The 13970-nt window shown below is 58.3% G+C and carries 14 protein-coding genes and 1 riboswitch; of the genes, 11 read left to right on the top strand and 3 right to left on the bottom strand.

The features are described from left to right. The first annotated feature begins 183 nt into the window (after positions 1-183). Positions 184-402 carry a hypothetical protein gene (locus tag H8A92_RS09070; protein ID WP_229195497.1) on the top strand — a complete coding sequence of 73 codons (219 nt, stop codon included), beginning with the start codon at positions 184-186 and terminating at the stop codon, positions 400-402. Here H8A92_RS09070 and H8A92_RS09065 read toward each other — a convergent pair. Continuing rightward, complete coding sequence (locus H8A92_RS09065; protein WP_229195496.1) at positions 386-601, bottom strand: hypothetical protein; 216 nt, start codon at positions 599-601, stop codon at positions 386-388. The two genes, H8A92_RS09070 and H8A92_RS09065, sit on opposite strands and share 17 nt — an antisense overlap. Before the next feature lie 774 nt (positions 602-1375). Between H8A92_RS09065 and H8A92_RS09060 the strand changes: the two genes are divergently transcribed. The 9 genes from H8A92_RS09060 (at position 1376) to hemN (ending at position 8620) form a co-directional block, all read left to right on the top strand. Beyond that, positions 1376-1558, top strand: a complete 183-nt coding sequence (locus H8A92_RS09060) for a hypothetical protein (RefSeq protein WP_229195495.1) — start codon at positions 1376-1378, stop codon at positions 1556-1558. Between the two features lie 107 nt (positions 1559-1665). Then, positions 1666-2007, top strand: a complete 342-nt coding sequence (locus H8A92_RS09055; protein ID WP_229195494.1) for a hypothetical protein — start codon at positions 1666-1668, stop codon at positions 2005-2007. Between the two features lie 198 nt (positions 2008-2205). Next, positions 2206-2472, top strand: a complete 267-nt coding sequence (locus tag H8A92_RS09050) for a histidine kinase dimerization/phospho-acceptor domain-containing protein (protein ID WP_229195493.1) — start codon at positions 2206-2208, stop codon at positions 2470-2472. 62 nt (positions 2473-2534) lie between these two features. Continuing rightward, positions 2535-3023 (top strand): sensor histidine kinase, encoded by a 489-nt coding sequence (locus H8A92_RS09045; RefSeq protein ID WP_229195492.1) that lies wholly within the window; start codon positions 2535-2537, stop codon positions 3021-3023. Beyond that, positions 2989-3594 carry a response regulator FixJ gene (gene fixJ / locus H8A92_RS09040; RefSeq protein WP_229195491.1) on the top strand — a complete coding sequence of 202 codons (606 nt, stop codon included), beginning with the start codon at positions 2989-2991 and terminating at the stop codon, positions 3592-3594. Before H8A92_RS09045 ends, fixJ begins: the two co-directional genes overlap by 35 nt. A 296-nt stretch (positions 3595-3890) precedes the next feature. Then, entirely contained in the window at positions 3891-4721 is an 831-nt protein-coding gene (locus H8A92_RS09035; protein ID WP_229195490.1) for a universal stress protein, read from the top strand. A 721-nt stretch (positions 4722-5442) separates the two neighbouring features. Then, positions 5443-6036: a helix-turn-helix domain-containing protein gene (locus tag H8A92_RS09030; RefSeq protein WP_229195489.1), complete on the top strand. Its 594-nt coding sequence runs from the start codon at positions 5443-5445 to the stop codon at positions 6034-6036. Positions 6037-6187: 151 nt separating this feature from the next. Next, positions 6188-6817, top strand: a complete 630-nt coding sequence (locus tag H8A92_RS09025) for a hemerythrin domain-containing protein (RefSeq protein ID WP_229195488.1) — start codon at positions 6188-6190, stop codon at positions 6815-6817. A gap of 450 nt (positions 6818-7267) precedes the next feature. Continuing rightward, positions 7268-8620: an oxygen-independent coproporphyrinogen III oxidase gene (gene hemN / locus H8A92_RS09020; RefSeq protein ID WP_229195487.1), complete on the top strand. Its 1353-nt coding sequence runs from the start codon at positions 7268-7270 to the stop codon at positions 8618-8620. Positions 8621-9322: 702 nt separating this feature from the next. On the opposite strand, the gene metE is transcribed toward hemN, so the two are convergent. Both metE and H8A92_RS09010 read right to left on the bottom strand, forming a co-directional pair. Beyond that, positions 9323-11668 (bottom strand): 5-methyltetrahydropteroyltriglutamate--homocysteine S-methyltransferase, encoded by a 2346-nt coding sequence (gene metE, locus H8A92_RS09015; protein ID WP_229195486.1) that lies wholly within the window; start codon positions 11666-11668, stop codon positions 9323-9325. Positions 11669-11766: 98 nt separating this feature from the next. Continuing rightward, a riboswitch (cobalamin riboswitch) is annotated at positions 11767-11968 on the bottom strand. A gap of 231 nt (positions 11969-12199) precedes the next feature. Further along, on the bottom strand, positions 12200-12397 hold the full coding sequence (locus tag H8A92_RS09010) for a hypothetical protein (RefSeq protein WP_229195485.1): 198 nt from the start codon (positions 12395-12397) through the stop codon (positions 12200-12202). Positions 12398-13090: 693 nt separating this feature from the next. Between H8A92_RS09010 and H8A92_RS09005 the strand changes: the two genes are divergently transcribed. Continuing rightward, positions 13091-13948: a nodulate formation efficiency C protein gene (locus H8A92_RS09005; protein ID WP_229195484.1), complete on the top strand. Its 858-nt coding sequence runs from the start codon at positions 13091-13093 to the stop codon at positions 13946-13948. Positions 13949-13970: the final 22 nt, after the last annotated feature.

The following is a 13970-nucleotide window of genomic DNA, read 5'->3' as shown; positions in this document are numbered from 1 at the left end:
AGCAAACCGGGTCATCCGGCGGGGCCGCGCATCGATCCACACAATACGCCAGCATGTAGCGGGTTTGATGAAAATCAAAATCTAGGACGCGCAATGTGCGAGTGTTCAGGCCGCGCAGCGTACGGGCATTGCATCATGTCGCCCGCGTGTCACTGAGCTGCGAGAGTCGAAGGAGATGGTAAGTTGATTGCTCGCCTCACATTGTCGTTGGTCTTGCCCGCGCTGATCGTAGCGATCGGTTATGGCGCGGAAGCCTTTAAGCTTGGGCTTATCGAAACCTTGGTTGCGGCCAGCCTGATCATCGGTTTTTCGGTTGCTGCGATAGGATGGACCATCACGAGCGAGATGAAGCCGCTTCGCCTCATTTGCCCACGTGCGGGCAGTTCTAGCCGCCGCCGGTAGTCTTCAGCCGCCCGTGCCGGTCGGAAATATCTTTGCCCGCCGCCTTGCAATCAGGCGGAGCGGTCGGGAATGCCTTGCGAGACGACCAAGCACCGTGCAAGTTTCGCGGCGGCACAAGCTTCCACATTGGCGGCGATTGAAGTTGGGATTGATCGATAATCGCCATCTTAACGTGCATCAACTTCTTTTTGACCTGCATCAATACAGTGGTGGCGGCTTGAGATAGAAAGGACGTTCCAGTCAAGCTCAGACACGTGGCAGATTGAAAGACTTGGCGTCCTATCATCTTTTTGTATCCAAATACTGGCAATGGGGCTCAAGGACTGCTGCCGGACGCACCCGAGCGAAGTGCACCCCGTCGCCTGCGCCGCGTGTGATGCTGGCCACTTCATCGACCCGCGGATCGGCACGATGCTCTGGCCAAGCGCAGCTGATCCATCTGAAAGCCATCGAGCGAATTCGGGCGTCATACCGTTCCCGCACGGACACGGCGCCTGACTCGCAAGAGCGCGTTCGACGGCATCAAGGCTCCACGCCCCACGCTGACTTCGTGGGACTGGGAACCGTCCGACCGACAAAGGATGTTCGACATGACAGACCACGGCGACAATTGTCCCGCCGCGGCCACGCCTGCGGGAACTGCAGTCCACTCCAGCTGCTGTACAACAGCAATCAATAACAACCGGCACTGGCTTGATTGGATCCGGTTCGACACGACCGGACCCCGGGGACTGCTTCGCAGCCCTCATACTTCGGTCGGCGATCGGATCACGTCCCAGCACAATCCGACCGGCGGTTGCTACGTCCCAAAGCATGCGGACCATAACTGGCCTGATCGAGACCATGCGACGCTTGGGCGAGATCGGCTGAGCTTGTTGGCGCAGCAGCCGAGCGATCTCGGCGCTAGTATTCGGAAGGTTACCTGATTTTGTCAGTCGGCGGCGATGAACACCGTCCAGGGTCTATTGGCAACTTGACCTGGGAGCGAATTGAAACGGCGCCCTTTGACCGGGAGCTGGAGATCGCGGTGATCGAGGGTAATGCCATCCACCGGCTGGTCTTTCCTTGCCGACGGATCTTCGGCGGCTGGGTCAAGGCCATGACCGGGGAGCACGTCGCTGTGCAGCCCACGCACTGGCGCATCTGGCCGAGATAGCGGCGGCCGCCCTGCACAATAGGTAGCGCAATGAAACGCGGCTGCATCCGGCCGCCTCACATAGACAAACTACGTACATTCGATCGATGAGAGGGTCTGCCCGGAACATGTCCGACCATATTTGGTACCGCAATGGCACGGCCGCGGCGGCCGCCGCGCGGGCGGTCGTGCTTCGTGCGGCGCTGAATCCGTATCTCTGCCTCATCATCAGCGCGGCATGTCTTGGGAACAACCTCATCTCCGATTCCGCAAACATGATCGATATAGCCGGATTCGCGGTACTTGGCCCCCTCCTCGGCCTCATGGGCGATCGGCTGCGGCGAGAATCAGAGCAGGCACGGTACCGACAAGCCCATCTGCAGTCGATCCTGGACACCGTGCCGGAAGCCATGATGGTGATTGACGAGCGGGCAATCATTCGCTCGTTCAGCGCCGCGGCAGTGCGTTGATTCGGTTGGTCTCCGGACGAAGTGGTCAGATGGAATGTATCCAGGTTGATGCCACAACCCCACCGCGCCGAGCATGAACGCTATATGAACGCTATCTCGCTACCGGAGAGCGGCGCACCATCGGCATCGGCGCATTGTGGTCGGCGAGCGAAGCGACGGCTCGACCTTTCCGATGGAGCTTACCGTCGATGAGGCAAAGTGCGCGGGGAACGATTCTTCACCGGCTTCATCCGAGACCTCGCCGAACGGCGAGCGCAGGAATGGCGATTGCAGGAACTGCAATCTGAGCTCGTGCACGTCTCGCGGCTGACCGCCATGGGAGAGATGGCCTCGTCTATTGCCCACGAGATCAACCAGCCGCTCTCCGCAATCACAAACTACATGCGCGGCGCCAAGACGCTGCTGGCATCAGACAAGCCGGACACCAATCGTATTGCTGATGCCATCGAAAATGCCACCCAGTAAGCGCTGCGCGCCCACGATATCATCAAGCGCCTTTCGTCGCCAAAGGCGAGACGGAGCATACAATGGAGAATCCGCTCACCTTGCTTGAAGAAGCGGTCGCTCTCGCCTTGCTCGGCGCCAAGGAGCAAGGCGTGCGGGTGACGATCCGCAGCGATCGCGATCTGCCATCGATAATCGTGGACAAGATCCAGATCCGGCAGGTCGCGCTGAACCTGATACAAAACGCGATCGAGGCGATGGCTTCCAGCCCGTGTCGCGAATTGACCGTCGGAGTTACCAGAGTCGGCGGCCTCGCCAGGTTTACCGTCGCCGATACGGGCTCTGGCATCAGCCCTGATGTCGCCAATCGCTTGTTCCACCCCTTTATCACGACCAAAGAACATGGCATGGGTGTGGGACTATCAATCTGCCGCACGATCATCGAGTCCCTGGCGGCCACATCGTCGTGGAAGCCAATCCGGGCGGCGGCACGGTGTTTCAGTTCACCTTGCCATTTGCGGAGGCCAATGAGGAAGCATGACCATGCGGCGCATTCTTGTGATCGACGATGACGCCGCGATGCGGGACTCGCTCGCGTTTCTGCTTGATGTTAAGGGCTTCTGCGTGGCAACCTATGAGACGGCGAGCGGCTTTGTCGGTGACGCCGCACGTGGACCGGTTGATTGCATTGTGTCGGACATCCGGATGCCGGGCATGAGTGGCCTGGAACTGGTCCGCAAACTGAAGGCGGATCGCGTCGACTGTCCCGTCATCCTTATAACTGGTCATGGCGACGTAACGCTGGCAGTCGAAGCGATGAAAGCGGGTGCGGTCGACTTCATTGAGAAGCCCTTTGAAGACGAGGTGCTATTGCGCGCAATCGATAGCGCCTTGGAAGCAGGGCCAACCGAGCCAGCGGACCATACGGCGAAACTACAAGCTGAAGCCCGCCTGGCAGAGCTCTCGTCGCGCGAGCGTGATGTCCTGCAGGGACTACTGGCCGGCAAGATCAACAAGGTGATCGCCCACGATCTTGGTATCAGCCCGCGAACAGTCGATGTTTACCGGGCGAACGTCATGGCCAAGACCAATGTTCGCAGCATGTCCGAGCTGATGCGAATAGCCATCGCCGCCGGACTCTAGCAACATCGCCGAGCGACGGAATGTCCTATTCAAGCATCCAGTTGTCTGTTTCAACTGAGCAGGTCGCGCCGGGATGGTCATGTCGCTGATGCGGTGGAGCTTTAAATCGCCTGCATATTCTTTGCAGGGCGTAAATCGTGCGACACAGGCGAGTACTATTCCTAGCCGTGGACTATTATGGGCCCGCTCCTTACCAGTTTGTTCGTGCTCAAAAACATTCAGCGGCGGCAACTGTGCGGATCATTTGAGGCTCGGATTCTTACGAGGCAGCAGGTCTTTGACTTCGGAGAACGACAATGCTCGGGAACATTCTTGTCCACCTTCCGACGGAGCTCCCGGTGCGGGCCGCAATCAACGGGTCGATTTCCTTCGCACAGAGTACCGGCGCCCATCTTGACGTTGTAGCCATCGGCTACGAGAGAACAATTATTCCGCTTCTTGCAATTGGCCTAACGGCGGCTACTTCCGTTTTCGACGTTGAGCAGGCGCGTGCGTTGGAGCGGGCCGAAGTAGCACTTCATGCCTTCGATCTACAGGCACGGAATACCGGCATTTCCTATACGAGTCGGGTGCTGAGCGCGCTTCCAACCGACGCGCGCCGGATCATCTGCGCGAGCGCGCGAGTCCACGACATGACCATCGTTACCCAGCCTCAGGGCGGCTACGATAGTTGCGACAATCTGATACTCAGGGGGATCCTTTCCCAGGCTGGCGGGCCAGTTCTGTATCTGCCACCTACCTTCGACGGCGCCTTCTCGATTAGACGAGTAGGGATTTGTTGGGACGGCAGCCGCCGTGCGGCGCGTGCGTTGCACGACGCAATGCCACTTTTGTGTAAAGCCGATACCCTCACAATCATCGCGACCACCGCCCCGGACAAAGTCCCGGCAGAGAGTTCCACCGCGCATCTGGGAGAGTATCTTACAAAATCAGGACTTCCTGCGAGGATCGTGTCACTTCCGGCATCCCGGGCAGCGCGGCGCGCTCTCCCGTCCCTTGCGGCCGACGAAAGCTTCGACCTGGTGGTGATGGGAGGCTACGGTTGCTCTCAGCTGCAGGAGAGGCTGCCCGGAATCGCCGGGCATATGCTCCGCGGGGTCAACATCCCGGTCCTGATGTCACAGTGAGACGGTACGGACGGCACGTCGCCAGATCCGCGAAGATGCCATCAACATGCTGTCGCGATCGGCGCATCCGGCGATGCCCGAGCTCAACATCAGGCTAGATCACGATTGTCCTTCGGTTCCTACGATTGCGGAGGTGCGGCAGAGCGGACTGTTGAGCCAGGTCAATATGTCGCGCGAGCCTAGCTCTACGATTTAATTTCCAACTCGGACCACATGACGTGACGACCGGGCCGTCGTCCACGTCGATGAGCATACTTGGATCCTCATGATCCCGGCTGGTCATTCTAAGGCCGACCAGAATCAGAGTCATGATTTGCAAAGCAGACTTCCTGCTGCGGGCTGAAAGTGACGGTGGAGACAGCTCTTGAAACTCTCCACCGGTGTGGCCGCGCGGTTTCGATTGTTTTCGTGGCGGCCGGCCAGGTCAGCCTTCTGATCCAAAGCTGGCCTAAGTTGATTTGAGCATGTTCGAGTAGCAGAGGCCCCGCGTCGCGCGTCGTTCAAGAGGAACTCAATCATGAGCTTACGCGTAAATACCTAGTGGCTTCTACTTAGGTAAAACATCTGGATTTCACAGTTTGTCAGGAGCGTCCAATCTGCGAGTCATCGACGTTCGCAAGCAAAGTCCGCCATGCACGCCCGGGCCGCCAACCTTACTGAGACCAGCCGCCATCCACCCAACGTCTTGCGTGGGAAATCTGACAATCGTGGACCGCTTGGTATGATTGCGACACCGATGCGGTTCACACGCAATAGCGAGATTTACGGAGAGGATGAAGCAGCCGAATACCTTTATCAGGTGGTTTCGGGGGCTGTGCGAACCTACAAGATTCTGGAGGACGGACGTCGTCAGATCGGCGCGTTTTATTTGCCTGGTGACATCTTTGGCTTTGAGGCCGAAGAAAGCCACATCTCTTCGGCCGAGGCGATCTGCGAGACGCACCTGCTCATGGTGAAGCGCACCGCTGTCATCTTTCGCGCCAGCCACGAGAGGGAACTCGCAAGGCAGCTCTGGGACGCGATGGCGCTTGAGCTCCGCCGTTTCCAGGCGCATTCGATGCTCCTGATCAGCAGCGCAGAGGAACGGGTCATCACGTTCCTGCTCGACATATCTCGCCGCACCACGAAAAGCGCGGCCATCGATCTGCCCATGTCACGGCAGGATGTTGCAGATTACCTTGGCTTGTCCATTGAGACGGTGTCGCGCACTTTCACTCAGCTTGAGCAGAATGGCGCGATCGCCCTGCCGACCACGCGCCGAGTCGAGCTCCGCAAGGACACATTGTCCAACCGCTTTGCGCAGAACTTTGGCTAACGTGATTTGCGCCAGCTCCAGGCTGGGCGGCGCACGCCTCTGTGCGCCGAGCCGTGCCGGAAAATACAGCGCAGAAGGACATCCGACTGCGGCTTGGGAACCGGGCACACAAATCGCCGCCAGCTTACATTTTCCTCCATGGAGCACCGCAATGATCATCGGTCGCTTGCTTCGAGAGCATCGCAATATCGATCTCCTTTTGGTCGCCCTTCAACGCGAATTGGAGATTTTTGAGCAAGGACATCGTCCGGACTATGAGGTGATCCGCGCGATTATCAGCTATTTCGAGGTTTACCCTGAGGTGTACCATCATCCTCAAGAAGACTTGATCTTTTCCAAGCTTAAGAGGTGCGATCCGGATGCGGCCGCGATGGTCGGCGATCTCGCGCATGAGCATCAGGAAGTCATCGACCGCTTGCACCACTTCGCTCGCGCCATCGATGGCGTCCTGGCAGATCGTGAAGTCCTTCGGCAAGACGTCGGCAAGATCGTACGCGACTTTATAGTACGCGAGCGGCACCACATGATGTGGGAAGAACGGGACTTCTTCCCCGCCGCCGTTACCGCTTTATCGGCTCAGGATTGGGCCGAAGTCGCTTCCGCCCTCACCGATCATGGTGATCCGCTATTCAGCGAGACAGCTGAAGCGGCTTCCGACGCGCTAAGAGCCCATATTCTACAATTGGAACAAGAAGCTGAGGCCGAACGGAGCGCAACTGCATTTTCGAGCGCGTTGGCCGGCAACCCGCGACACAATGCGGAGAGGGATGGACCACATTGATCGCCGCCGCATTGCGCAGGAAGTGGACATCATTTCATGGGGCTCAAATGAAGATCGCCCTTTGCTTTAACTGGGGGCACAAGCGGCATGGCCGACGTTAAAGGCGGTCTGATTCGACATAATCGGCAGTGACCGTAACAGGCTCGAGCATGAGCATTGGCATCGCGCGAAACGGACATTTCTCAGCAGGGCTGTCGGATGTCAATTTATGATCCGTTTGCTGCTTCGTTCGTCTCGTTCTCGCTCGATTTGACCATGATGGGAGGTGCATTGCCAAGGAAGCTCATTCCTGCCGCCGCGACCGCTTCATCATAATTCAAAGCATGATGTTTGCGCCGGTGGCATGACCTACCGGCCGGCCCATCAGTAACCGCGATATTTGAGGCAGCGCAAAGCTTACCAGGCCCCTGTCCGATAATCGGGCGCCCAGAGAGCGAGAGAGGCATCGCAATGCGACCGGACCTAGCACAATCGTACGGGCAGCACCGACTACCGCGCTACACCAGCTATCCGAGCGCCCCTCATTTCTCGGCATCAGTTCGGGAGCTCGACTATCAAGCTTGGCTCAAGTCTCTCGACGGCCAGCAGTCCGCCTCTATCTACCTGCACGTGCCATTTTGCCGAAGCATGTGTTGGTACTGCGGCTGCCATACATCTGTCACGAAGCGCGACGATCCGATCGCGATCTATACGGCTGGATTGCGCACTGAAGCCTACCTCGTTGCAGAAGCCATTGGCCAACGACAGGCAATCTCTCATGTCCACTTCGGCGGCGGCACGCCGACGATCTTGACACCTGAAGCATTCGCCGATTTGGTCGGCTCATTGCGTTATTCGTTCGCCATCCTGCCTAATGCTGAGATCGCCGTCGAGATTGATCCCCGCATGTTGAGCAATCCGATGGCCGAAGCCCTGGGCTATAGCGGGGTCAACCGGGCAAGCCTCGGCGTGCAGAGCTTCGATCCGGTCGTCCAACAGGCCATCAACCGCCCTCAAAGCTTCGAACAGACCGCCGTTTCGGTCGAGCGGTTACGCCACGCCGGCATTTGCCGGATCAATTTCGACCTGTTGTATGGGCTGCCCGGGCAGACGGTCGATTCGTGCCTGGATACCGTCGGCAAATGCCTCGAATTGTATCCGGACCGGTTTTCGGCCTTTGGTTACGCGCACGTTCCGACCTTCAAGAAGCATCAACGCAAGATCGACGAATCGACTCTGCCCGACAGCGTCGAGCGCTATCTCCAATCCGAAATGGTAGCTGACACTTTGGTTGACGCTGGATACGTACGCGTAGGCCTCGATCACTTCGCCCTGCCGCATGACAATCTCGCTGTGGCGGCGAAGCAAGGCAGGTTGCGCCGCAATTTCCAGGGATATACTGACGATTGCGCAGGCGCGCTGATTGGCCTCGGTGCCAGCGCCATCGGCCGGCTGCAGCAGGGGTTCGTCGCGAATGCTGTCTCGACCAGGGATTATCTCGCTCGCATCACCGAGGATCGGCTCGCGACGGCGAAGGGCTATTTACTAACTGATGATGATCGCTACCGAGCGGAGATTATCGAGCGAATTATGTGCGACATGACAATCGATCTCTCCGAGACGTCTCGCCGTCACGGCAGGGATCCGGATTCGGCCGTTGTCGATCATTCCCGGCTTGAAAGCCTTATCGCAGATGGCGCCGTCGTGTTTGACAATGGCCGGCTTTCCGTAGCCGGCGGCGCCCGGTTTCTGGTCCGGAGCGTCGCCTCCGCGTTCGACGCTCACCTCGCTCGGTGCGGGGCTACGCACAGCGCGGCGGTCTAATCGTGCGAACGGCGGCCGTGCCACTCTAATCATCCCGCACTTCAGCGACCAGTGAACTGGTATGCCCGGTTCGGGCTGATCTCGTGATCGTGGAGCATCCTATTTGTCCGCCACTTTGATGGTCACGCGTCGACCTGCCCATCCATTCCAAACAGAGTTCCAAACCTTCACCAGAGTGGAACCGGACAGACTGCCTGCGCAGCTAGATCAACAAGAAACCCCTCATGCATTGATTGGTCGAGTAATCCTTGCGGTCGCGTTTGCTCGCATCGTCGCGCCGATCCAGCGGCAGGCAGGCGCCGCTAATTGCACTTAAGGCGGCCGGGGCATCGCCAGCCGTGGTCTTCGCTCGCCTCGGCAAACCGTTGTGAACGGGGCTCATCGCGGACAAACCTTGGTCTAGTCTTCCCATACTCGACTACGTTGGTCGCATACCACAGCATGATTGAGCCACGCTGAGCCGTGCTTTAACTTGGGTTCAGATTTACGGCGAATGTCCTCGCCGGGAATCGGACCATCGGCTGTCCTCCCTGCGCCGGTGGAAGTCGGCGATGTGTCAGCGTCGCTCCTCTCAGACTTAACTTTCGCCCGGCCTGCTAAACGCGGCCGGGCGTTTTTTTGTCCGAGCTCGGTCGAGACGATCCAGAGCGCAAACGCGCGATGAGCGGATCAGCGTCCTGGAGGAGAGAGCCAAGCGCAGGATCAACGACTTGGCCGATCGGATGCCGCGCGCAGTTGCCGGGCGGCGGCGACCATATTGATCAGCGCCGGGCGAACCTCCTCCCATTTGCGCGTCTTCAGACCACAGTCCGGATTTACCCAAAGCTGCGAGTCCTGCAACCGCTGTCGAGCCAATGCTATCAGCTCCTTCATTTCCCCTGCCTCGGGAATGCGGGGAGAATGGATGTCGTATACGCCCGGCCCGATTTGATTGGGATATTTGTAATTCCTGAACGCGTCGAGCAGCTCCATCTTCGAGCGAGACGTCTCGATCGAGATGACATCCGCATCCATTGCAGCAATGGCGTCGATGATGTCATTAAACTCCGAATAGCACATGTGCGTATGAATCTGGGTTTGATCTGCAACGCCTGATGAGCATATGCGGAAGCTATCGACGGCCCATTGAAGGTAGGTCGCCCACTCCGATCGGCGCAATGGCAACCCTTCGCGGAGGGCCGCTTCGTCGATCTGGATCATGCTCGCACCGGCTATCTCGAGATCACGGACTTCGTCGCGGATCGCCAGTGCGATCTGCCGGCAGACCTCGCCTCTTGGAATATCATCGCGAACAAACGACCAGTTCAAGATCGTTACTGGTCCGGTCAACATCGCCTTCACCGGCTTACTGGTGAGTGATTGCGCGTAGAGCCACCAATCCACGGTAATCGGTTTTCGCCGCAAAACATCGCCAAACAGAATCGGTGGCCTGACACAGCGCGAGCCAAAGGATTGTACCCAACCATTCCTGGTAAATGCGAATCCGGCGAGTTGCTCACCGAAGTACTGCACCATGTCATTGCGCTCAAACTCGCCATGCACGAGGACGTCCAGCCCAATGTCCTCCTGCCAACGCAGAGCGCGCGCGGTCTCCTCCTTGAGGAACTTGTCGTATTGCTCGTCGCTCATGGCGCCTTGCGCATGTGCTGCGCGGGCGTTACGGACCTCTGGGGCTTGCGGGAAAGATCCGATCGTCGTGGTGGGAAAGGCCGGCAGTCCAAAGCGTTTGCGCTGGATCTCGGCTCGACGGACAAATGGGCTGGCGCGCCGGCGCATGGCTTGGTCAATCGCTCGCATCCGTACCGCGAGATTGGCATCGCGGATCTTTTGTGAAGTCCGGCGGAACGTCACGGCCGACTCCGATTCAGCGAGACTTTCAGCAACATTCTGATCACCCGCGAGTGCCCGCGCCAGGATCGCGAGCTCACGCATCTTCTGTACCGAAAAGGCAAGCCAGCTTTTGAGATCGGATGCAAGTCCGGTCTCGAGTTCAACATCGACGGGCACATGAAGCAGCGAGCAGGACGGAGCGATCTGGACACGATCCCTGCCTAGCTTCGCAATGGCGGGATCCAGTTGCTGGCGGAGCGTCGACAGGTTCGACCGCCATACATTTCGTCCGTCGATGACGCCGAGAGACACGACGAGGTCACTTCGCCGGGCAGCAATGATCCGGTCCAACAGGTTCGGCGCGCGAACCAAATCCACGTGCAGTCCGGCAACGGGCATGTTCAAAGCTGTGTCCAGATTATCGCCGAGATCGCCGAAATAGCTCGCGACCATGATCTTGACGTCGGGTACTTCCTTGGCGAGCCGATCGTAGACGTGCAGCAAAGACTTTCGCGTCCCCTCCTCCAGATCAAGGACCAGGCAGGGCTCGTCGCTTTGAACCCAGTTTGCTCCCCGTTTGGCTAGTTCTTGCAGAACCTCGACATAAACCGGTATCAGCTCGTCCAGGAGCGACAGTGGCTGGAACGCTGGATCCGCACTCTTGCCAAGCTTCAAGAATGTGACCGGCCCGATCAGCACAGGGCGGGTCTGGAATCCGAGGGCTTTGGCTTCCTCGTACTCCTCGATGGGTTTTCGAGAGGATAGGCGGAACGTCTGTCCCCGATGAAATTCAGGGACCATGTAGTGGTAGTTGGTGTCGAACCACTTGGTCATCTCCTGTGCGGGCGCGCCATATCCGCCCGATCCGGGGCTGCAACTCGCATTCTGGCGGTCCCACTGTGAACCGCGGGCCATCTCGAAGTACGTCTTGAGCGAAACCGGCTCAATTTTCGACGCGTAGACTTCCGGGATGGCACCAACCATGACAGAGGTGTCGAGCACCTGATCGTACAACGAGAAATCGTTGGACGGAATGACGGTGACACCGAGGGATTTTTGGCGGGCCCAGTTCGCAGCGCGCAGGCCCGCTGCGTCCTCGAGCAATTGCGGTTCGCTGATTGCGCCGGCCCAGTAACTTTCAAGCGCGCGTTTGAGCTCGCGTCTTGGACCGATCCGAGGCGTTCCAAGCGTGGCAACCGGAAGGGAGAGAAGAGACATAGCGCTAACCCCGTAGTTGGGGGCAAAGGCCATGGCGGACGCAAGCACGATCGCCCGAGGGCGGCTGCTTGGCGTACCACCGGGACACCCCGCCCGTGGACGTACATGTGGTTGAGGCAGGTCTCCTGGCTCGCGGGTCATCGCCGCTGTCCGGCCTTCCCGAAGCCGCACGGGCTTCAGTGACTTTGTTGGACAGCGGCTCGCCGCTTACAGTTGCGGGGGCAGCGCCGGCCTGTTCACCGGCTTCCCTCTTAGCTCCGGATCCAGCGGGACCGGAGAACCTCTACATTTCGATTATCTGCAACAGACCTCTTCCGTCAACCTCTCACATGAATCTCTCACGTTAATGCTGCCGTCATCGACGACTCAAATGGCGATTCATCGAAGGCGGACCACGAGTGGAAGCTCTCTCCAATATAGCTGTCGAAAGGATTGTCGAAGGCTCAAGTCGCGGCGCTTCGAGCGTGCGGGCATTCCTGTCTTTCGACAGTCAAGAACGGCCGCCTCGGCGCAAAAAAATGCCGCAAACCATCAGCATGCCCGGCGCGCATGTTGATCTGCGTGCCAACCAATCTTAGTAGGCGACTTGCGGTCCGTGATGCCGACAATGCGCAGGAACTTGAGCACTGGGAAACCCGCACTGAAAATGGCTGCTTGGAGCGCAGTTGGCGTCTTTGCTGTCACCGTCTTTGCGGTCCGCCTGTTCGGGTTGTTGGTGAAAGAGTTCATGAATCAATCCGTCAGACAGATGCTCTCGAGAATGTCGAGCAACTCGAGAGGAAGTAGCGCGATTAGATCGTTTCTCGCTTACCGGCCGGCGCGATTGGAAACAGCGGCTGATCAAACCATGAATGCGGAGCCGAGATGGCTGGACGATTGGCCGAGCACTTAGGCAGATACGGGCGCTCCATATCATTGCCTGCCTGACGATACCTCGCTTCCGAACGATTCCACACGCCCGCCGGTGATGAGCGTTTTTTACTTATTAGCATCTGCGAGCCGGTAGAGATCGCGGGCGTTTGGGTGACCATACCGCGAGGACGGTCGATAGCATTTACAAATGCTTCCCGATTTTTATCCATAGATCACCGCGGCCTTCGCCTGCGCCAAGCCCGCGCGGATCGGCGGAATGCAAACATTGAAGCGAGCGGAGGTCGGAAAGCGGACAAACGCTGCACTAATCCGGCGCGATTTGCCAGGTATTTCCTGGCACGAAGGATGCAGGCTCAAGGTGCCCAGGCTCCTCCCCCTGGGCAGGTCCAGCACAGCAAAATGATTTGTAGCTGGCCCACTGAAGTTAGCGGCGCGTGACATCGAGCGGACAGCGCCTGCTCGCGCGGGACATCGGCAGGCGCCCGCGTCACGTTGCCGCTAACTTCTTCCAATCGAGGACAGATTGAAGGCTGCCGCTTTGACGCGTAGATGAAAACCGATGGTCCGGCCGTTATGAAGAGAATGTCTGCAAGAGGCGTGTACCGTCTTTGTCAATCGCTGATTTTCCTTGTTGGGCTGGTTGCGGCGGTCAACAGTGCGCAAGCCGGCGAAAACGCGCTCGTCGAACGCGTCAAGTCTACCTGGCGAGCACGAGACGGTGAGACAATCGAACACATTGTCTCAAAGGTCTCCAAAGTGGCGCACTTCGTCCCGCGAAACTGGGGAATCGCCGAAGGCATCGACCACACAGAGTATGTTTATCTTTCCTGGACCAGACATCAGGATAACAGTTCAGACGAACATTACGTTATTACCTGGAAAGTCGGGACCGACGGAAAGATTGAAGTTGCGTCTCCCTATGCAAAGCCCATTGAACTCGGCTGGCGCGCCCTGGCGCTTTCACTCATCGCCAGTGAAGTCACCGACGGCGAAAAAGACGTAAACCTTGGTTTTCTGCATGATCCGGTCAATTTCAACTTTGTGACGACCGCGCAGGGCAAGCTCGGAAATCTTCTCCGGCACGGCCGTTGTCATATCATCGAACCTGTTGTCGTGGATTACGTTACGGCGGCGAATGACAAGCCTGCCGAGAAAGCGCACCGGTGGCGCGTTCTGCTGCTGGTGAATTGCAACATACCAGGCCCCCGCGACTTTACCGAAAATGGGGTCATCACCTTCGAGAAGCGCGAGGGACACGAATGGGAGCCGCAATCTTTCCTTGCCAAGAGGATTGCGACTTTTCCTCCCGGCTCCTGGTTCCATCATATAGAGCCAAACGAACGGGACGCGCTGGAGGGGGTTCGAAAGGCCTCGACAAATGATCAGGATGGCAGCCCTAAGCGCTGAGCGCTTAGGGCCGACAGCAGGA

Source organism: Bradyrhizobium acaciae (genome assembly GCF_020889785.1).
Taxonomy (GTDB): Bacteria; Pseudomonadota; Alphaproteobacteria; order Rhizobiales; family Xanthobacteraceae; genus Bradyrhizobium; species Bradyrhizobium acaciae.
This window is presented reverse-complemented; position numbering and strand designations above follow the sequence as displayed.